We start from the raw sequence: 20581 nt of genomic DNA on the forward strand, positions 1-20581 counted from the left end.
AATTCTCAGGTGGGTTTGCAATGGATGACAGGGTGTGCGGATCCCGACCGCGGCGAGGATTGAGCGCCGGCGTCAGGGCGACAGACCAGCTTCAGCAAATCTTGAGTGGTCTGGCGCCAGGTCAACCAGGGCATCGTGTCCGATGTCGGGTGGGATCGTTCCTTGAACAAGCTGGTCCAGGATTGGATCGCCTCCGCCAGCGCCTGGGCCGATATTCCGTGGAAGTAGTGCGCATTTTGCCCTGCCACCTCCTTGAAGACTGCCAGATCCCTGGCGATGATGGGAATCTTGTGGCGCGCTGCTTCGATCAGCGGAAGCCCGAATCCTTCGCCTTCCGATGCTGCAATCAGGCAGGTGGACGCGCCGTAGATGCGCCCAAGGTACTCGTCGCTGGTGCTTTCGAGCCAGAAAAGCCGCCTGCCCGATTCCGGGTGGCGGCGCAGGCGCTCGGCCAGTTCGTCGACGAGCCATCCTTGCTTGCCCACGATGACCAGGTTGATGTCGGCTCCCTGTGCCCACAGCAGTTCGAAAGCGTCCAGAGTCTGGGCGTGGCCCTTGCGCGGCTCGACCGTTCCCACCATGAGGAAGCTCGGGCGCGCGCGGAGCGACTTCAGGATCCACTCGGAACTGGACGGGATGCCCTTGGTTGGGCTGGAGTTCTCGATGTCCGCGCCGATATGAAACCACTGGACTTCGAAGTGCTTCGTTCGCGCGGGATGCGCGCGTTGCATGTAGCCCGACAGATCTGCGGCCACCGATTTGGAGATGCAAAGCGCCCCATCGTAGGCCGCGATGGCGTCCAGCCATTGTTCGAAGCCCCGGAAGGTGCCCTCCACGAAATGCTGGGGCATCTGAATGCACAGCAGGTCGTAGACCACGAATATCACCTTGACGCCGGCGCGATGCATCGAGTCCAGCACGGCTTTCTGCGCGGGGATGACATGCGGCTGGAAGTCGAGCCCGAGAAAAATGTCTCCGGCGTAAAAATCGATGGGCTCGTCCAGCACATCGGGACGCGCTTCCTGCCCCGCTGCACCGGCCAGAAAGCCTCTCGCGGCAAAATAGCCTTGCTTGCCCGCCGTTGCGTATATCGGCAGTATTTCGAAGCCGCTCGGAGGTGTCTCCAGCAGCTCCTTCAGGATGCTGCGTGTGACGCGCTGAATGCCGGTCTTCGAATCCCTGAGAACCAGCTCCGAGATGTCGACGAAGATTCGCGCGGTGAACTGGGTCGGCCTGATGCTGGAGACGATGCAACGGGCGACGGCTTCCATCTGTTCGTCGGATTGGTTCTCCAGCAGGGGCTTCAGCGCGCCGATTAAGTCATTGGTGATGGCCTTGGAGGTGAGCTTCGGCGCGGGCAGGGAGACTTCCATCGACTGGGCGGCTTCGATGGTCAGCGAATAGACGTCGTCGACCGAAATATCGGCGAGGCAATACAGCTGGTACTTGCAGTCGGCCCGTGTCGCGATGTGGCACGGCGAGCATTCGGCGTCGCGATGGATGACCAGGCTCTTCGGAAACACGGGCGCCCATTCGGCGGCAGTCTCGTGCCCCCCATAGACGCCAATGACGGTCAAGCCCAAGTAGGACGCGAGGTGTGCCCCTCCCGAATTGTTCGCGATGCAGACTGAATTCTCAGCCAGTGTCTCCATGAGCGCGGGAATGCTGAGTCCCGCGTGTTGCGCCACCTTCTGCGAGCCATGGAAGACGTGTTTCTGCGCTTCGGCAGGCGACGCAAAGAAGATGTTGATCGCACTGACGCTGTCCTGCGCGTCCAGCCTCGAGATCAAGGCTTGGAATCTACCGACGTCCCATTCCTTGACGTCGTTGCCTGCATACGGGAATAGCGCAATGGCACCCTTCTTCCGCTCCGTCGAGTCGAACAGTTGCGGCAAGGCGATGTAGTCGTTCGGGTCGGCAGGCAGCGCATCGACCAACGCCAGCAGCTGGTTGCTGATGGAGATCCGGTTCATTGAGGTTTCCAGGAAGGGCGCGTCCGCGACCGCATCCAGCGCGATGTCGAGGTCCTTGTCTATGGCCGGGTCGAAGGTCTGGTAGCCGACTTTCAGCCTTGCATCGACTCGCTGCAAGACGAAACGCGTGTCGCTCTGCCGGCGCAGGTCCAGCGCAATGTCATACGTGCCGAGCTTGCTCAGAAACGCTGAGAGTTCCTCCTGCGCGACCGAGGCCTGGTTCGCCGACTTCTTCTTGAAGTAGTCCAGTGCATGGATCTTGTCGAAGAAGGGGAACATCTTCGCGAGTTCGACGTTCCAGCTGCCGACGGCGAGCTCGACTTTCGCGGCCGGATAGCGCGCCGCCAGCTTGGCGATCGCGGGCATGGCCAGGATCAGGTCGCCGAGATGGTCGAGCTTGAGCAGCAGGATGCGCTTGTGGCTGGGCTGGAAAATGGTCGTACTCTCCACGCGGGCCAGACTGTGGTTTGCCGGCGCGGACCGGGCATTGAACTTCTCCAGCACCTCGAGTGCCCTGCGCGCACTGCGGTCCCAGGAAAAAGCCGTGGCCTGCACGGCCGCATTCTTCAGCAGCGTTTCGCGAAGCGCGGGGTCCGTCAGCGCTTGAAGCATCTTTGCCCTGATCGAGTCGATCGACTCGGGGTCGAACATCGCCTCGGGGGATCCGATGACCTCGGGCAGGCTGGTTCTGTTCGCGACGATGACCGCAGCGCCGCACGACATGGCTTCCAGCGGCGGAATCCCGAAGCCCTCATGCGTGGAGGGGAACACGAACAACTTGCACATGTTGTAGAGCTTAAGCAACTCCTCGTCCGAGATGTAGCCGGTGAAAACGATCTCGTCGGGCCTCATTCCGGCCTCCGTCGCGCGCGTCTGAAGGGCGGTGACTTCGCCTTCGGGCATGCGTCCGGCCATCAGGAGCCGGTGGCTCGCGCGAACGTCGGGAGGCAAACGGGCGTAGGCGGACACTAGCCTCGCCAGGTTCTTTCGCTCGTCGGCGCCACCCGTGTAGAGTAGAAACTCCTGGGGGATATTGAATTTGCTGCGAAGGCGCTGCCGAGCGTCTTCGGAGATCGCGATCTTCCTGAACGATTCGTCGCAGGCGCCCGAGATGTTGGTCACGGCATCGGGGTCGAAGGCAAGCCCTCGAAGTGCCTCGCCGCGGGCGCTTTCCGAAATGGCCAGAAGCTGCCTGCTGCGCTTGAGCGAGTCGATCTTGCGTGCGTAGTAATCTTGACGAAGCGGGCTCGATCTGAAGTGGATGTCGGGGTTCAGCAGCGGGATTAGGTCATAGAGAATGACCGCTGTCGGCGTCCTGGCGTCGAAAGTGCCGACGCTGACAACGGCATCGTCCCCGAGTCCTTCGAACAGACTCGTGACCAGCACCACGTCGGGCTCCAGCGAGAGGATGAATGCTTCTCGAACGCGCTCCGCGATTTGCCGGCGGGTGCTGTTGGCTGGGTCCAGCTCGCGTGTGGGGCCGAGCGAGTTCCAGACGCGGATGTTCTCGCGCGGAACAATGTTGGAGAAGGCTTCGCGAATGGCATCGATCGAATCGGGCAGCAGCCCATTGAGTGCGAGCAAGACTTCATGCTTGTCTGCTGCGCGTGCGATCGCCAATGCGAGTGAAAGACTGTATCGGCCGATTCCGCGGAATCGGCTTTCAGTCTGGGCTCCCTGCATGTCAATGATTATTCGCATCGGATCTTCTGGAGAAATGTCTTGCGGAGTCGAGGGTGGAGATTCAGCTTCTTGCCAGGATTGGCCTTGCGAACTGAAGAAGGCTGCCGCCCTTGAAGAGGTGGCCCGAAACGCCTGCGCGCGATGCAGCCAGAACGTCCGATTCGTTGTCGCCGATCAGGAAGGAGTTGGCAAGGTCGATGTGCAGGTCGTTCGCAGCACGCAGCAGCATCCCGGGGTTTGGCTTTCGATCGAAGTGATCCCCGTGTCCGTACGCAGGAATCTTCGCCTGATCGTGGTAGGGGCAGTGATACCAGGCGTCGACCTGCGCGCCTTCTTCATCGAGGCGGGCCGCCATCCATCGGTGCAGCGCGAGCACTTGCGCTTCGCTTGCATAGCCGCGCGCAATGCCCGACTGATTGGTCACGACGACGACGCTGTGGCCTTGGGATCTGGCGAAACGGATCGCGTCGCTTGCTCCGTCGACGAACGTGATGTCCTCGGGTTTGCTGGGATAGCCCGTATCGAGGTTGATCACGCCGTCCCGATCCAGAAACAGGGCGGTCCTTCCGGTGGCGAACGGAACTGGCCGGACGATCCGGCCGAATACCCGCTCGCACTCCATGAGCGCAAGAACGAAGTGATAGAAACTGCTGGCGGGGACGTCCTCTGACAGCTTGCGCCCTGCCGCGTCGATGCGATCGCGCCACAGTCCCGGTGGGTCGAGCGAAAGGAAACCTGATTGGAGCGCCGCGAGCGCCTTCGCAGCCTTATCGCGCCATTTGCCGGCTTCGGCTGGGGCCGCCTCCGCTTCGGCGGCGCAGGCTTTCAGGTACTCGCACGTGCCCCAAGAGCGACGGCTGTCGACGGTGGTCCGATCAAGGATGCCGACGCGTTCGACCGCGAAATTCCCGGCATCGACGCCTTCGCGTTCCGCGCGAGACAGCAAGACCTTCACATCTTCATCGACGTTGACGCCGCTCAGCATCGAGAAGCGCCGCAGAAGCCACACCCATTCGAAGTGGTGGCCGGGCTCGTACCAATTGCCCGCGACGTCGTGCGCTCGCCAGGCGTCGTCATGCAGTTCCGGCAATGCGGCCTCCGTGCGCCAGAGCATGCGCTCGGAAAAGATCTGATGTAGTGCGCTCGCCCGTGCCAGATCCTGCGCACGGCCGGTCGATTCGTAGAGCGCCAGGCAGGCCTCGAGGAGATGCATGGTCGGGTTCTGGCGCAGGAATGCATCGGGCCGCGGGATCGCATCAATGACGCCCCCGTTGCTGGCGGCCAGTGGGCCTTCGAGAATATCGAAGACTTCGTCGGCCAGCGCGAGATAGCCAGGGTCTGGCTTGAGGCGATAGAGCCATGCGAGCGCGAACAAGAGGAACGCCAGCGTGTAGGCATCGCACTTCGGGTCATGGATCGTCCCGTCGCGGGCGATGGAGAACGCCCAGCGATGCGGCAACTCTTTGCTGTAGTAGCGGCGCAACACCTGCTGCCAGGTGCGATCAATCTGGGCGCGGTTGTCGCGCATGCCGCGCAGGCTCAGGTGTGCCAGTACATACAACTGGCGGCATTGCACCATGAGGCGCCGCGGCACCCCCTCGACCGGCCGACCCGAGAAATCCAGCCTTTCGTGAAAAAGCCCGAACTTCTCGTCGTATCCCCGATCGAGCCATAGCGGGAGTGCGTCGATGCTCAGCCAATTGCTGGCGCGTGCGCGCAGCTCCTCGAAATTTTCCACCAACGTCACGACTTCCTGGTCTTGTTGATCTCGTTGACGATGCGAGTCGTCGAGTAACCATCATGAAAATCCAGGGCGATGACCTGGCCGCCCCGAGCTGTCACTTCGCTGTAGCCGACAATGTCTGCCACCGGGTAGTCCCCGCCCTTCACCAGAATGTCCGGCAATACGTACTGGATGGTCTCGAGCGGAGTCGGCGCGTCGAATTCAACGATGTAGTCCACCGAGGACAGGCCGGCCAGGACTTCGGCTCGATGGGAGAAGTTGTTGATCGGCCGGCCGGGGCCCTTGAGCTTGCGCACGGAGTCGTCGGAGTTCAGCCCCAGCACCAGGATGTCTCCCAGGGCGCGTGCTGCCTTGAGCAGCCGCACATGACCGGGATGGAGAATGTCGAAGCAGCCATTGGTGAAGACGACCTTCTTGCCGTGCATCCTGGGATTGACCAACGCAACCTTGAGCTGATCCTCGGTCAGCACCTTGGGGTGTTCATGGGTGGAGGCATTCACTTCGGCCTCGATCTCGTCTTCGCTGACCACGTACGTGCCAGGGTGGGATACCGCGATGCCCGCCGCAATGTTCGCGCGCTGTACGGCGTCGGAGATCGAACGCCTGGCCGACAACTCCATCGCGAGCGCAGCGAGCACCGTGTCGCCGGCGCCGGACACGTCGAAGACATCACGCGCTCGCGTGGGGACGAAGTCCGCGCGGCCACCGGCGCTGACGATGACCATGCCCTTGGCGCCACGCGTGATGACCAGGTGCTCGAGTCGAAGGCTCTCGATCGCGTCTCTGGCCTTGGCGACCAGTTCCTGGTCGGACGCGTAGGCGCCGAAAAGCCCGACGAACTCGCTGTTGTTGGGTTTCAGCAGGAACGCGCCGCGATAGAACTCCGGGGTGACTCGTTTCGGATCCACCAGCGTCGGCACGCCGAGCCTGGCGGCCGCGTCGAGGAATTCGGGCAGATTGTCCAGAGTGCCCTTGGCATAGTCGGAAAGTACCACTAGGTCGTAGGTGCCGACTTGACGCTCGTATTCGTCGAGCAGGCGTTGCTGGATCTGAGGCGTCGGGTAAACGTCGCGGTCGACGCGGGCGATCTGCTGCGCGCCGGCGACCAGCCGGGTCTTCTGGGTGGTGCCGCCCTGAGGGTCTTTCACGAACAGCGGCGTCACCTGAAAGCGCTGCAGGCAGGTATCGAGCTCGGCAGAAGCACTGTCCTCGCCGACGACCGCCAGAAGGGTCGCGTTGCCGCCCATGGCGGAAATGTTCGCGGCGACATTGGCCGCACCGCCGGGCCGATTCTCCTCGTGCTTCGCCGCCAGTACCGGAACCGGTGCTTCCGGAGAGATGCGCGACACCTCGCCGATCACATAGCGATCGAGCATGATGTCGCCGACGACGAGGATGCGCGGCTTGGTTGCGGTAGGGGAGGGCTGATGCATGTCAGGCGAACTTGTCGGGAGTGTTGAGGTAGCCCTGGACATAGTCGGCCACCCCTGCTTCGAGCGAATAGAAGTCGGCGTCATAGCCAGCGTCTCGCAACTTCTGCATGGCTGCCTGCGTGAAGTACTGGTATTTTCCGCGAAGGTTCTCGGGCATCGGGACGTACTGGATGTCGGGGTTGATGCCGCATGCGGTTCCGACGGCCTCGATGAGATCCCGAAACGAGCGTGCCGAGCCTGTCCCCAGGTTGTAGATGCCGTTCTGCCGGGTGCCGGCCAGAAACCAGGACATGACCTTGCAGCAGTCCTTGACGTAGACGAAATCGCGCAACTGCTCGCCGTCCTTGAAGTCGGGGCGGTGCGACTTGAAAAGGTGAATGGGCTCTCCGGCGACCACCCGTGAATGGTTCTTTGCGACGATGCTCATCATGTCGGCCTTGTGATACTCGTTGGGGCCGTACACGTTGAAGAACTTGAAGCCGGCCCACCTAGGCGGCGCTACACCCTTTTCGGCTTGCCCGAGCGCCCATCGGTCGAAGGCCTGCTTCGACCAGCCATAGAGGTTGAGTGGGCGCAGCGGGGCGATGTCATGCGTGTCGTCGAAGCCTTGATCGCCATCGCCGTAGGTTGCAGCGGACGATGCATAGAAGAATGGAACCTTCCGCGAAGCGCACCAGTTCCAGAGGTTCATGGAGAACTGGAGGTTGTTGCTGACCACTTCATCCCCATCGGTGGCGGTCGTCGAAGAGATCGCACCGAGATGAAACACAGCCTCGACGGCGTGCGTGGTGGTCTTCAGAAATTCGGCGCAATCCTGTGGAAAGACGAACTCGGCGAAGCGATGCTTCGCGATGTTCTTCCATTTCTCGCCCGTGCCCAGCCAGTCGACGATGGCGATGTCGGTGAGCCCTGTCTGATTCAGGTGGGCGACGAGGTTCGAACCGATGAAGCCTGTCGCTCCAGTGACGATGATCATTTGCAGTGCTCCGACCAATGGCTTGGAAAAAAGAGAGCGCGCCGGCGCGCTCAATCGCGTGCGCTGGCCGCCTTGAGTTTGAGGTACACAGCGCGTGTTGCAGGCGACATGGCCGTCGCCGGCTGGCTTGGCGCCTGGGGGGCAGTGCTCGGCGCAATCGGCGGTGGCGCCAGCATCGCGCGGACTCGCCGGTGCAAAGGTGGCGCTAGGCGAAGACATGCCAGGACGCCACGCTTGAGCGCGGGGTGCCGCACGACGACGAGGGCGAAGGCGCGCAGCACGGACTTGATGCGGCGCTTGATGCCGCTCGTGATGCGCCCCTCGCGAAGCGCCGACAGCAGCCGCCGGCACCGCGTCCCCACCGAACGAATCGGCGCCGTGAGCCGCCAGGAGGTGCTGTTCAGGACGGCGTCGAGCTGCTGCTGCAGATGCTGCTGCGTCGCGCCTGCGGCCTGAATGGCAAGGCGGGCCTGTTCTTCCTGATCGGCAAGCCTGCGCTGCGCCGCGGCCCCCGCTTCGAGGGCTTGGTCGATGCGCCCACCAAGCATCCTGGCCAGGTCGGCGTCCAGATGCTGCCGCGTCGCGACTGCGGCCTGAACGGCAAGCCGGGCCTGTTCTTCCTGATCGGCAAGCCTGCGCTGCGCTGCGGCCCCCGCTTCGAGGGCTTGGTCGATGCGCCCGCCAAGCATCTTGGTCTCGGCCGCGTGCGCGTCCCTGAGCAGGTTGATTTCGGTGCGGTGGGCCTCCTCGATCTCCTGCGTCGCCGTGCGATGCTGTTCCAGCAAGCCCCGGCACAGTTCGGAGTTGGCCAGCCCGCTGAGGCGCACGCCGTCGAACACGTTGGGCGGGGTGGCGAAGGCGGCTTTCAGTTCCGGGTGTTCGGCCGCCACATAGAAGCGATTGAGTCCGTCGAAATAGACGAACTCGTAGCCGGCGGACAAAAGTATGTCTTCGGAGCCCTGGTAACGAACCTCGGTCGACATCGGCACGGTGGCTTCGATCAGGATGATCCACGGCCTCAGCGTCTGGCTGTCCCAGCCGCGCAACACTGCCTCCTCCAGCCCCTCGACATCGATCTTGAGCCAATGCACCGGTTGACCCTCGAGCGATGCGAATGCGGTCTTCATGGGCAGCATCGGCGTCGGAACGACGCTGTGCGCAAGTCCGTGCCGAATGTGATGGCTCTGCGCGAACTCCTTGACGCCAGTACTCAGTCCGGTGTCCTCGAATACGCTGAGCTCGAGGATGCCTGCTTGGTCCGACAGCGCCAGTTGCAGCACGGTCTCATTGGGGCGGTCGCTGCGCAGCATGTCCGCATAGCGCGGAACCGGCTCGACATGGATGCCGCGCCAGCCTCGGTCGTAAAACGCCTTGCTGACCGAGTCGATCAGGGGATCCTGGGCGCCGACATCGATGTACCGCCCGGCAGGTACATGCTTGAGCGCGCGCCAGAGCATGACGTCTTCAAAATTCTGCGCGTATGAAGTGAACGTCATGAGTCGTTAAATGTGCATGGGCCGGCAGCCCGATATAGCCGCACTGTTCCGGGGAAAAAGACTTGCAGTTGCGCAACTGATTCGAGGCACTTGTGAGATCCCTATATGGACGCGTCGATCAAAGCCGCCTTGAAAGTCTCGGCGCTCTGCCGCCAGGTGAGGAATGGCATTTTCTCAGATCGCGGATGCTCGCCCCGTCCGAAACGAGCCAGCCACGCGACCACTCCCTCTGCCAGCGAGGACGCATTGCCTCCTTCGAAATAGTAAGCATATGTACCCGCCACCTCTTTGAAGACTTGCAGGTCGCTCGCCAGGATCGGGAGCCCATGCTTGGCAGCTTCGATCAGCGGCAATCCGAAGCCCTCTCCTTCAGATGCTGCAAGCAGGCACGTCGATGCTGCGTACAGCTTTTCCAGATATTCGTCGCTGGCGTCCTCGATCCAGAATAACCTTTTCTCCAACTCGCGATGATGCCGCAGCCGCGCAGCGAGGTCGTCGACCATCCATCCTTGCTTTCCCACGATCACCAAACCGGCTTGCACTCCCTTGGCCCATAGCTGCTCGAACGCGTTTAGCGCGGCCAATTGCCCCTTGCGCGGCTCGACGGTGCCGACCATCAGGAAGCTGGGAAGTGACGAGATCGACTCCAGCGTCCGAGTCGCGTCCTTGGGCTGGCCTGTGGTCGGCGATGCAGAGTCCACGTCTGCACCCAATTGAAACGCGCGAACGTTGAAGTCCTTTCGCTGCTGCTCAGGCACGTTTTCGATGAGCCAGGACGTCAGTTCATCCGCGACCGCCTGCGAGATGCAGAGGGCCCCGTCGTTTTCGGCGACAACCTTCAACCACTTCGCATGGTTCTCCGCCGCACCGGCGGCAAACCGCTTCTCGAGAAGGATTGGCAACAAGTCATAAACGACAAACTCGACACGAACGCCTGCATGCCGCAATTCGCGATAGTACGTGCGTTGTTCTGGCACCAAGTGCGGCTGCAAGTCGAGCCCCACAAAAATATCGTCGCGTCGGAAATCCACCGCGGCATCTTGGAGGGCATCGACCGGACACCCAAGGAAGCCCAGCATGAACTTTCGAGCGTAGCGATAGCCGTGCCGACCTGTCTCTGCGTAGACCGGCTCAATCCTGTAGTTTGCCGGCGGCGCGTCCAGAAGCGCCCGGAGGAGCGCCTTGACGACACGCTGGATTCCGCTCTTCGCATCGCGCTGAATGAGTTCCGACACGTCTATGAACAACTGTCGCATGGGCAAGGGGGGCGGCAGCGCGAAAGCGATTGCGCGGGCCAGTTCAGCGGCCTCCGCCTCCTCGACCAGTCCGTCGGATGCACCAATGGCCTCGATCAGTCCGTCGCGACCGTTTGAAGCTCGCGCGGCAAAGGATTCAATCGCATGCGCGTACGCGCGCGCGCACGAATCCGGCGCGTTCAACGACTGGATCGATTGGCGTCCGCGTGCTCCCAGGGCCAACCGCTCGGGAGGGTTGCGCCACAAGTTCTCGAGTGCATGGGCCAGTTGCTGGTCGGAAAAGTCGTCCGGCAGCATCACCACCGAATCTGTCGGCAACGAAGCCATCGATCCATTGGCATTCACGACCGTCGCGAGCCCGCGGCTCATGGCGTCGAGCACTGTCCCGGATGTCTCTCCGCGAGACTGAGTGCGCAGTTGCACGGCCAGATCTGCAGCGACCAGGTAGCGATGAAACACATCGGTGCCGGCCCACCCGGTAATCTTGATCCTTGGGTTCCCGGCGGCAGCGATCTGCTCTTCCAGCTTGGTGCCGTAAACGGTTCCATCCTTGTCGCCGACAAATACGAGATGACAGTTCGATTCGGTCGCGAGGGGGGATGCCAGCCACGCAGCAAGAAGGCGGTGGTTGAGCTTGGTCGGACCCAGAAGGCCGAACGCGCACACCAGAAAATCGCTGGCGCTCAGCCCCAACTCGCCGCGTGCGGCCGCGCGCTCGTTGTGGACGACGGGAGGAAGGACGCGCAGGTGCGGAATCTGCGCCCATCCTTGAGAAAGCGATTCATCGAACCACTGCTTGGCGAGCTCGACAGAGTATTGGGAATGAACAACGACGCCTTGGGCATGCGCGACGACTTCGAAGTTGCAGGGGTACTTGAAAACGATGTCCGCGATATCGTGGACTTGATAGCGCTCTGCGACCGCGAGGTAGCCGTGAGATACGTAAAGTGCCTCGGTCCAGCAGTGCTCCTGCTCTCCGTGGACTTCCCTGTGTGCCTGCACACCGCTCAAGAAGAAGTCGTGCAGGACGACGGTTCCCGGAACCTCGGCCAGCAGATCGAACATGTGCTGATGAAATTCGGAGTTTCCGAAGTGATACAGCACTCGATCAAACTCGGAGTGATTCTCGCGAAACCAATCGAGGCTCCTGCGCGGAAAGCTTGCCTCGAGCAGCGTATCGTCGACCTTCTTCAGGTCGGTGATCAGGTCGATGTCGTAGTGCTGTGCAAGCTCCGGCAGAAGTTCAGCGCTGTAGCTTGCAATGCCGCTTCGCTGCGGTGGCAACGGAGAAACATACGCCAGCCTCGGGCGAAGGCGACGATGGCCGAGCGCTCTCGACTGCGGACTCTGGCTCGCTTTGTGCAGCAGTTCCAGACCGTCGAGTGCCCGCCGCGCAGACTCATCCCAGGTGAATTTCTCGGCTTGCCGGCGTCCATGCTCGACGAGCATGGACCGGTATCCGTGATCGGTCAGGCCCTGAACGATCAGGCCTGCAATGGCTGCGTCGTCCCGCGGGTCGAACAGTGCTTCCGGAAGCCCGATGACCTCGGGAACACTTGACGTGTTCGCGCCGATGACGACGGCGCCGCAACGCATGGCTTCCAACGCCGGCAGGCCGAACCCTTCGTGCCAGGACGGAAAGACGAAGAGGGCACACAGGTTGTAGAGCTCGACGAGATCTTGTTCCGGAACGAACCCCGTGACGACGATGTCACCGTCAGGAATCCCCTGCTTTCGTGCCAATTCGAGAAGTGCATTCCGATCTTCCTGACGTGCGGAGCAGACGATGGCCAATTGATGGCCGTTGCGCAATTCGGGGGGCAGCAGCGCAAAGGCCCGGATCAGGCCGTCGATATTCTTGCGATGGTCGATCCCGCCCGTGTACATGACGAACGACTTGCGCAGCGCATAACGCGCTCGCACCGCTTGCTCGCGCTCTGCTGGTATGTCGAGCTTCCTGAAGTGCTCGTCTGCGGCCGTCGAGACATTGATGCAGCGCTCCGGATCGAAGCCGAGATGGTCGATCCCCTCCCTGCGGGATGACTCGGAAATTGCCAGCCACATGTTTGCGCGCCGGAGAGCCCCGATCTTGCGCATGTACCAGCTTCTCACGGCCGGATTGTCCAGATACGGATGCTGATGGATCAGCGGAATCAGGTCATACAAGGTGACCGCCGTGGGCAGCGAGAGAAAGCTGCCGATGCTGGTCACCGTTGCGTCGCCGAGACCCTCGAAAAGACTTGTGATGAAAACTGCATCGGGTTGCAGGCTCGCAAGAAACGCCTCGTACAGCTTTTCCTGCGCTCTCGTGTAGCCGGGGCTGGACGAGGGCGTGAAGGGCGCGGATCGCCAGACTCGAAAATTCTCGGCTGGGACCCAGGTGCCAAATCGATCCTTTGCTTGGTCGATGGAGTCCGGAAACTGGCTATTGAGGGCCAGGACAATGTCATGACCGCGTGCCGAGCGCACCATGGCTTCGGTGAGTGCCGACGTGTAGCGTCCGATGCCGCGGGTGCCATTTGCGGGCGACTGGGCGCCCTGGAGGTCAATGACGATCCGCATCGCGTCCCTTCGTGCTGTGCTGGCGCGTGAGGCGCTGGAAGACATTCTGGGCGGCGGGTGAGAGGTCCGCCGGACCTCTGAATCTCATGGCCGCCGCACGAGACGAAGCAACCAGCATCGCGTTCAGGCGCTTGTGCAGCGGAGGCACTACCCGAAGGCACAACAGGACCATCCGCTTGAGTCGTGTTCGGTGCTCAAGTTGGCCCGCCGTAAGTCGGAGAACGTCATTCGCGCGGCGTTTGAGGCCGCTGGCGATACGGCCGTCCTTGTAGGCCTCCGAGACGCGGCGTAAGACATCCTCTAGTTTTCTTCCGTGGGGGGTAGTCGGCATGGCAGGCTGTCTTGTAGTGTTTTCGAACTCCTGCGAGACGTGAGAGCCTCCAGCAAGAGCGCATAGACCAAGCGGCGGATCGATTCTAGATGGCGTCGGGATCGGCCCCTGACCGACTAGACTCACAAGCCTAGATTCCTTCCCACTGATGACAAGATTTTCTGGTTGGCTAGCGCCGTCGCGGCGCCTTTTGCAGCGCGTACAAGGACGCTTGCAACGCGCCACCGCTGAGGCCAGGGCAAGCGCAGGTCTGGCGCCTTTCATGAAGAGTGAGCAGGCGCGGTTGGCACAGCGCCAACGTGGTGTCCCGGTGGCTGCCACCGAAGCGCTGGATCTCTTCGATGATGAACGCGCGTCGCGGGCAGTCGACCTGCCCGTGGCCCACATTCTTTGGCCCGCTGTTCCAGTCGAGGAAGTGACCGATCGTTGGTCGGCAGCTCGGTTCTGCATGGATGTCTGGCGCCGGCGCGGAGATCTTCGCGCCACGTTTCCAGCCGGTTTGTCGGCTGGCTCCGAGGGCGAATTCGGCGCATGGCTTCGACAGGCAGGCGCGGCGGAATTCGGCTTGTCGTCTGCGGGATGGAGCGCCGTGCGCGAAGCGCTGGATTCCGGCATTGGTGATCGCGCGCGGCAAGCCCTGCTCAACAACGAAGCGTTGGTTTCGCTGCTGCCGCATGGCCTGACGCCCGCTGGCATGCACGATCTTTTCCGCTGGTTCATGCGCTCGGGTTCCAGGGAAGCGGGCTTGCGCCGCGAGGAGGTCTGGTGGCTCTTCCTGGAGGCCGAACAGGACCCGCGTCGCGAACTCATGCTCGCCTATTCCTTTGCACCGGCCTGGCAGGCGCAGCACCCCGACGGCCTGACTGTGTTCGGTCGCGATGCGTTTGCAGACTGGTTCCGTGCGGAGTACGGCGCATCCGGAAGCTGGACCGATCCCCATACCTGGCCCGATTGGCACGAGGCGGTGCTGCAGATCCGCATGGGCTACTGGGCGCGAAGCGCATGGCGAGCGTCCCACCCCGACGCACTCTCCGATGAAGACGCCGCGCGGCGATTGATGGACTGGCTGGCGTCACCCGACGCCGCATTGCCCGAACGCGCGCGCGACTGGTGCCGCGGCCTCGACGCTGAGGTCCTGAGCAGGCAGCTTGCGAAGCCGGGGCTTAATGTCATCGGGCATTTTTGCTATCCGTCCGGCCTTCGCGTTTCCGTCGAATCCATGGTCGAGGGCCTCGATGCCGTCGGCGTGTCGACTTCGTTGCGCGACGTGCGCACGGATGCGAGGGACGACCCGCACCATGCCGAGTTCCGGGGCACCGAATGCCATGACATCACGGTCATCCATGTCCAGCCCGAGCCTTTCTTCGACCAGGCCTATCGGCGCGCCGACCTGTTCGAGCGTGCGCCCAGGACCTACCGCATCGCCTACTGGTATTGGGAGTTCGATTCGATCCCCGAGTCGTGGGTCGCCCATGCGGAGAAGGCCGATGAGGCCTGGGCCGCGACGGAGTTCGTCGCGCGCGGCCTGCGTGCGCGTCTTTCCATTCCTGTGCGCACGCTGTTTCCCGGCGTCAAGCTGGCGCCCTACCAGCGCAGGAGCCGCGGCTACTTCGGCCTCGACGAGAAGCCGTTCACCTTCCTCTTCACCTTCCACATGGTGAGCGTGATGGAGCGCAAGAATCCGCTGGGCCTGATCCAAGCATTCAAACAGGCGTTCGGCGGAGGAGACGCGGTGCGCCTGGTTCTCAAGACTTCCTTCGGCGACCGGCATCCGGCTCAGATCGAGGAGCTGCGCAGCGCGGCCGCCGGTGCCAACATCACCGTGATCGACCAGGTCTACAGTCCGGACGAAGTGCTGTCCTTGATGGACGCCTGCGACGCCTACGTCTCGCTCCATCGCAGCGAAGGCCTGGGCCTGACGATGGCCGAGGCGATGCTGATGGGTAAGCCCGTGATTGCGACGAACTTCTCCGGCAACGTGGACTTCATGGACGCGAGCAACAGCTTGCTCGTGCCCTACAAGCTCGTGAAGCTCGGCAAGCCGATCCCACCCTACGGAGCCGACCTCGAATGGGCCGAGCCGTCGATCGAGGAAGCGGCGAAGCTCATGAGGCGTCTGTACGAAAACCAGGAATGGGCGCGCGAACTCGGCGCACGCGCCAAGGCAAGCGCTGAAGCCAACCTGTCGCTGCCGGCGGCTGGCGCACGCATCGCGAGTCGCCTGGAGGAGATCAAGGCATTGCGCCGCGCAGCGCCTTGATGTCCTCGCGCGTCAGGACTTCTCGACGATGCGCCCGTGCTCGAGGTGGATGACCCGATTGCATTCCTTGGCGATCAGATCCGGCGAGTGAGAGGCCAGCACCAGGATCCCGGATTTCGACACGACGTCCTTCATCCGCTGCTCGGCCTTGTGGGTGAATTCGGCGTCGCCGACGGACAGCCATTCGTCCATCAGCAGGATGTCGGCCTGGACACTGGTCGAGATCGAGAAGGCCAGTCGCATCATCATCCCGGTGGAGTAGGTGCGCACCGGCATATTGACGTACTCGCCGAGCCCGCTGAATTCGCAGATCTCGGGGGTGAGCGCGTCGATCTGCTTCTTGCTCATGCCCATCACGAGGCCCCGGAGCATGATGTTCTCGATCCCGGTGGCGTCGACCTCGATGCCGAGCGAGGGATCGATCAGGCTGGAGACGGTGCCTTGTCGAACGAATTCGCCCGAGGAGGGTTCGTAGACGCCTGCGAGGGTTCGCAACAGCGTCGACTTGCCGGCTCCGTTGTGGCCGATCAGGCCCAGGCGATCTCCGCTTTTGAGTTCCAGATTGATATTGCTCAGCGCCTGAACAACGTTGACGCCGGTTTCCTTGCCGAAGCGCCCTCCGGTCACGGAGGCGGCGAGCGTCTTCTTGAAGGAAGCCGCACCGGCGCCGTAGATGGGAAAGTTGACCGAGACGTCTTTGAGAGAAATGAGTGCCATGTTCTTTTACAGCCAGTAGACGACGCGACGGCGATACTTCGCAAAGAGCAGGCTGCAAAGAACCAGGTTCACCGCGGTCCACGCGAGAATGCCCCACCAGTTGAAGGTCGGCGACACGCCGCCCATCAAGGGCGCACGCAGAAGGTCGAGCATCTGCGCGAACGGGTTCCAGAGGATGTATTGAGCGCGTCCTGGCAAGTTTTCGGGCAGCCAGAAAACGGGAGTCAGGAACATCAGCATCTGCATCACGCTGGTGACGATCTGGGTGACATCGCGGAATCGCGTGCAGACGAGCCCGAGCACGAGGCCCAACGCCTGCGCGTTGATCAGCACAAGCAGGAATGCCGGAAAGAACAGCAGGGCCGACCACGACAGCGAAATTCCTGCCCAGAGCGCGACCGGTATGTAGATCACGATGTGATGCACGAACTGGATCAGGTTGCGCGCCATGCTCCGCCAGACGAACATGCTGATCGGGAAGTAGCCCTGCTTGAGATAGTTGGACGAACCGATGAAGGCATTGCACGAGTCCGTCACCATGCTGGAGAAGAAGCTCCAGAAGATGATGCCTAGAGCCAAGTGCGGGAAGAACTTGGACAGCTCGGTGCCGAACAGCGAACTGTAGAGCGGGCCCATGCCCCCGATCATGGCCGCCATGCTGAGCGTCAGCCACAGCGGGCCGAGCATGGACCGGCGATAGCGCAAGACGATGTCGAACCAGGCCAGCGTCCACCAGATGTCGGTGCGACGGGTGCCTTCCCACCAGTCGTCCCACGCGCTGCGATGCAAATTGGAATGTGCCTCGCTCATACGCGACCGTAGGTGTCAGCCAGCCGTACGATGTCGTCCTCGCCGAGATAAACGCCACATTGCACTTCGATGAGCACCAGCTCATCCTTTCCGATATTCGTCAAACGATGTTTCTCCTTGAGTGGGATGTAGCGGTATTCGCCAGGCAGTGTCTTGTGTTCCACCTCGCCCACCTGGACGATCGCGGTTCCCCGAACGACGACCCAATGCTCTGCGCGCTGATGGTGGTATTGCAACGATAGCGACTCGCCCGGTTTGACCGTGATGCGCTTGACCTTGTAGCCGTCCTCTTCCTTCAAGGACGCGTAGGTGCCCCATGGACGATGGACCACCGCGGGCAGGTTCACCGATTCGTGCCTGCGGTTCTTCAATGTATCGACGACCGTCTTGACCTTCTGCGCACTGTCTTTGTGGGCAACCAGCAGTGCATCGGGCGTATCGACGATCACGAGGTCGCTCACGCCGAGCGTGGCCACGATCTTCGGCCCGTGGCTTTCGACCTGAACGTGGGTGCCGGTGGTGTCGATCGCCACCACGTCGCGCGGCATGGTGTTGCCGCTGGCGTCGGGACCGTGCGCCTTGGCGACCGAAGGCCAGGATCCCACGTCGCTCCAGCCGAACTTGGCGGGCACGACGTGCACGTTGTCGGCCCGCTCCATGACCGCGTAGTCGATGCTGATGTCCGGCTGGAGGCCGAAGGCATGCGCATTGAAGCGCACTGCATTGCCATCGGCCTGTGCCGAGTCGAGGGCTCGGCGGGCTGCGGCCAGGAGTTCCGGCGCATACCTCTCGAACGCCGAGACGATCGCATCCGCGGTGAAGCAGAACATGCCGCTGTTCCAGTAGTAGCGGCCCGTGGCCAGGTATTCCTGGGCGGTCTGGAGGTCCGGCTTCTCGACGAAGCGCTTGGCCGGCTGGGTTTCACGCGAGACATTTGCGACCTCGACGTAGCCGAAACCGGTGTCGGGTGTCGTTGGGCTGATGCCGAAAACAACCAGCGAGCCCTGTGCCGCCAGCCGGAAGGCCTGGCTGGCGCTGGCCACGAAGGCTTCGACGTCAGGCACCAGGTGGTCTGCCGAGAGCACGAGCATCACGGTGTCGCCGCCGAACTTCTTGATGCATTCAAGTGCCGCCAGCGCAATGGCGGGCCCCGTGTTGCGTCCCTTCGGTTCCAGCAGGAGAGTGGTCTCGGGCGCATCGGACATCTGCCGCAACACGTCCTTGGTGAGGAACAAGTGGTCCTGGTTGGTCACGACCATCAGGTCGCCGGTACCGCAGGCCTGCCCGCGCTCGATGGCTTGCTGGAGGAGCGTCGAGTCGCCGAGCTTCATGAATGGCTTGGGGAAGGCTTGCCGGGAAAGAGGCCAGAGCCTGGAGCCGGAGCCTCCCGAGAGAACCACAGAAAGCACGCGCATCTTTTTCCTATACGTTGAGTAGGGCCGATGATTTTACCGGCGCTCTCCTGCCGGCTGCGCCCGGGCCCCGGCGAGGATAATCCCGCCGCTCCCATTCGCTCAAGGCGTCGCTTGACCACACATCCCGAATCTCCTGCCGCCGACGTGTCCGTTTCCGTTGCTCTTTGCACTTACAACGGCGCGCGCTTCATTGGCGAGCAAATCCGCAGCATTTGCCTGCAGACGCTGCGGCCCCGGGAGATCGTGGTTTCTGACGACGCCTCGAAGGATGGCTGCGTCGAGATCGCCCGCCGGACGGTCGAGGAATGCAATGCCGTACATCCGGGGCCCTCGGTGGTGCTGCGCGTGCTGCAGAACGCGACGCCCTTGCGCGTGACGAAGAATTTCGAGCAGGCTGCGCGTGCGTGCCAAGGCGACCTGATCGCGCTCAGCGATCAGGACGACGCATGGCCGCCAGAGCGGCTCGCCCGAATGGCCGCCGAGTTTGAGCGGCGCCCCGACCTGCTGTTGCTGCATACCGATGCGCGATTGGTCGACGGTGCGCTCACCGATCTCGGGCAATCGCTCTTTCATGCGCTGGAGGTCGAGCCCATCGAGCTGGAGCGAGTCCATGGGGGCAACGCGTTCGATGTGCTCCTAAGACGAAACCTGGTGACCGGCGCGACTGCCATTTTCCGCCGCTCGCTGCTGGACGCGGCCTTGCCATTTCCTTCGGAATGGCTGCACGACGAGTGGCTCGGAATCATCGCCGCAGCCATTGGGCGCGTGGACCTGCTGGAAGATCAGCTGATCGACTACCGCCAGCACGAAGAGAACCAGATCGGTGCGCGGCGCGATGCGTTCCTCGACAAGATGCGCAAGGCGTTCGGCTCGCGCGGCGACACGCACGTCAAGCGCGCCTACAAGGCAGAGCTTCTTCTTGCCCGACTGCTCGAACTCGGCGACAGGATCCCGCCCGCCTTCATTGAAAAGGCGCGCCTGAAGGTGGCTCACCAGCGCTTTCGCGCGGCGCTGCCGAGGTCACGCATCGCGCGCTGGGTGCCCGTGCTGCGGGAAGTCCTGACGGGGCGCTACAACAAGTTCGGTCGCGGTGTCAGGGGCGTGGTGCGCGACCTGTTCGAATCGGTCTGACTCAGCCAGCCCGCTCCAGCCGCCAATAGCGCCAGAACGCAGCCGAAGACCACACCTTCAACAGGCTGGTCACGTGCCAATAGAGATGCCGCTTGCTCCGATGGCTTGCCCGTCGAGCGTCGTGCCGGGCCTGCAGTTGCTCCGCGATCTGCAGCTTCCACCCCGCGAGGCGCAGGCGGGCGCAGATGTCGAAGTCCTCGCCGTACATGAAGAAGCGTTCGTCGAATCCTTCGATCTGGCGGTACGCCTCGCTGCGAAACAGCATGAACAGGCCCGGAATCCAGGCTGGGATCACGGGTCGAACATAGTCGGGACGCTTGCGTGAAACGATTTCCAGCGGCGTGATGATCGCGCGGTGCTGCTCGGGTGTCGGCTTCCCGGGTTCGAGGATTCGCGGCGCGAGCAGGCCGCTGTCCCGAGCGGCTCGGGAGACCAGGGGGGTCAGCACGTCACTGTCGAAACGAATGTCCGGATTGAGTACCAGGAACCACGGGGTGGTGCAGTGCGCAAACGCCTGGTTGTGGTTTGCGCCGAAGCCCTTGGGCTCCGTGTTCTCGATGCGTTCGATCTCGAAAGCCCAGGTACGGCCAGCGAGCAGGTCGGGCTCGGGGATGTTGAGCGTGAGCACGAGCTTGGCGACGATCCCTCGGTTGAACTGGTCCAACTCGTCGAGCAGCGGGAGCACCAGTTCGAGCTGACCATGACTCACGATCGAAACGGTGATGGGAGGAGTGGGGGGAGGGGACATCGGCATGGTCTAATTTCGCTCGGGAATTCTAGAGTTCCCGCCCCCA

At 62.5% G+C, this 20581-nt stretch carries 12 protein-coding genes; 2 read left to right on the forward strand and 10 right to left on the reverse strand.

Annotated features, from left to right (window positions below; translation table 11 throughout):
• Positions 1-5: 5 nt before the first annotated feature.
• The 6 genes from QTI24_RS13350 to QTI24_RS13375 form a co-directional block, all read right to left on the reverse strand.
• Positions 6-3557: a glycosyltransferase gene (locus tag QTI24_RS13350; protein WP_286601029.1), complete on the reverse strand. Its 3552-nt coding sequence runs from the start codon at positions 3555-3557 to the stop codon at positions 6-8.
• 160 nt (positions 3558-3717) lie between these two features.
• Complete coding sequence (locus QTI24_RS13355) at positions 3718-5403, reverse strand: HAD-IIIA family hydrolase (RefSeq protein WP_286601031.1); 1686 nt, start codon at positions 5401-5403, stop codon at positions 3718-3720.
• Positions 5400-6875, reverse strand: coding sequence for a bifunctional D-glycero-beta-D-manno-heptose-7-phosphate kinase/D-glycero-beta-D-manno-heptose 1-phosphate adenylyltransferase HldE (gene hldE, locus QTI24_RS13360; protein WP_353506091.1), 1476 nt, complete (start codon positions 6873-6875; stop codon positions 5400-5402). The genes QTI24_RS13355 and hldE overlap by 4 nt, the downstream gene beginning before the upstream one ends.
• Complete coding sequence (gene rfaD, locus QTI24_RS13365) at positions 6835-7809, reverse strand: ADP-glyceromanno-heptose 6-epimerase (RefSeq protein ID WP_286601034.1); 975 nt, start codon at positions 7807-7809, stop codon at positions 6835-6837. The genes hldE and rfaD overlap by 41 nt, the downstream gene beginning before the upstream one ends.
• A 50-nt stretch (positions 7810-7859) precedes the next feature.
• Positions 7860-9305: an FkbM family methyltransferase gene (locus QTI24_RS13370; RefSeq protein WP_286601036.1), complete on the reverse strand. Its 1446-nt coding sequence runs from the start codon at positions 9303-9305 to the stop codon at positions 7860-7862.
• 101 nt (positions 9306-9406) lie between these two features.
• On the reverse strand, positions 9407-13123 hold the full coding sequence (locus QTI24_RS13375) for a glycosyltransferase (RefSeq protein ID WP_286601037.1): 3717 nt from the start codon (positions 13121-13123) through the stop codon (positions 9407-9409).
• Between the two features lie 593 nt (positions 13124-13716).
• Here QTI24_RS13375 and QTI24_RS13380 point away from each other — a divergent pair.
• Positions 13717-15714, forward strand: coding sequence for a glycosyltransferase family 4 protein (locus tag QTI24_RS13380; RefSeq protein WP_286601039.1), 1998 nt, complete (start codon positions 13717-13719; stop codon positions 15712-15714).
• Positions 15715-15726: 12 nt separating this feature from the next.
• On the opposite strand, the gene QTI24_RS13385 is transcribed toward QTI24_RS13380, so the two are convergent.
• The 3 genes from QTI24_RS13385 to QTI24_RS13395 are packed head-to-tail and all read right to left on the reverse strand — an operon-like array spanning position 15727 to position 18656.
• Positions 15727-16431 carry an ABC transporter ATP-binding protein gene (locus tag QTI24_RS13385; RefSeq protein WP_286601041.1) on the reverse strand — a complete coding sequence of 235 codons (705 nt, stop codon included), beginning with the start codon at positions 16429-16431 and terminating at the stop codon, positions 15727-15729.
• 6 nt (positions 16432-16437) lie between these two features.
• Positions 16438-17241 (reverse strand): ABC transporter permease, encoded by an 804-nt coding sequence (locus tag QTI24_RS13390; protein WP_286601042.1) that lies wholly within the window; start codon positions 17239-17241, stop codon positions 16438-16440.
• Complete coding sequence (locus tag QTI24_RS13395; RefSeq protein ID WP_286601043.1) at positions 17238-18656, reverse strand: mannose-1-phosphate guanylyltransferase/mannose-6-phosphate isomerase; 1419 nt, start codon at positions 18654-18656, stop codon at positions 17238-17240. The genes QTI24_RS13390 and QTI24_RS13395 overlap by 4 nt, the downstream gene beginning before the upstream one ends.
• Before the next feature lie 111 nt (positions 18657-18767).
• Here QTI24_RS13395 and QTI24_RS13400 point away from each other — a divergent pair, with 111 nt between their 5' ends.
• Positions 18768-19787, forward strand: coding sequence for a glycosyltransferase family 2 protein (locus QTI24_RS13400; protein WP_286601045.1), 1020 nt, complete (start codon positions 18768-18770; stop codon positions 19785-19787).
• A gap of 1 nt (position 19788) precedes the next feature.
• Here QTI24_RS13400 and QTI24_RS13405 read toward each other — a convergent pair whose 3' ends face one another.
• The gene (locus QTI24_RS13405; protein WP_286601047.1) at positions 19789-20535 is read right to left on the reverse strand and encodes a glycosyltransferase; all 747 of its coding nucleotides are present in this window, start codon (positions 20533-20535) and stop codon (positions 19789-19791) included.
• Between the last annotated feature and the right edge of the window lie 46 nt (positions 20536-20581).

Origin of the sequence: Variovorax sp. J22P240, assembly GCF_030316855.1 — a bacterium.
GTDB lineage: Bacteria > Pseudomonadota > Gammaproteobacteria > Burkholderiales > Burkholderiaceae_C > Variovorax.

Excerpts from the sequence above, each read along its gene's own strand:
- hldE (WP_353506091.1), bottom strand. The coding sequence starts at position 6,875 with ATGTCCAGGGCTACCTCAACACTCCCGACAAGTTCGCCTGACATGCAT.
- rfaD (WP_286601034.1), bottom strand. The coding sequence starts at position 7,809 with ATGATCATCGTCACTGGAGCGACAGGCTTCATCGGTTCGAACCTCGTC.
- QTI24_RS13370 (WP_286601036.1), bottom strand. The coding sequence starts at position 9,305 with ATGACGTTCACTTCATACGCGCAGAATTTTGAAGACGTCATGCTCTGG.
- QTI24_RS13375 (WP_286601037.1), bottom strand. The coding sequence starts at position 13,123 with ATGCGGATCGTCATTGACCTCCAGGGCGCCCAGTCGCCCGCAAATGGC.
- QTI24_RS13380 (WP_286601039.1), top strand. The coding sequence starts at position 13,717 with ATGAAGAGTGAGCAGGCGCGGTTGGCACAGCGCCAACGTGGTGTCCCG.
- QTI24_RS13385 (WP_286601041.1), bottom strand. The coding sequence starts at position 16,431 with ATGGCACTCATTTCTCTCAAAGACGTCTCGGTCAACTTTCCCATCTAC.
- QTI24_RS13390 (WP_286601042.1), bottom strand. The coding sequence starts at position 17,241 with ATGAGCGAGGCACATTCCAATTTGCATCGCAGCGCGTGGGACGACTGG.
- QTI24_RS13395 (WP_286601043.1), bottom strand. The coding sequence starts at position 18,656 with ATGCGCGTGCTTTCTGTGGTTCTCTCGGGAGGCTCCGGCTCCAGGCTC.
- QTI24_RS13405 (WP_286601047.1), bottom strand. The coding sequence starts at position 20,535 with ATGTCCCCTCCCCCCACTCCTCCCATCACCGTTTCGATCGTGAGTCAT.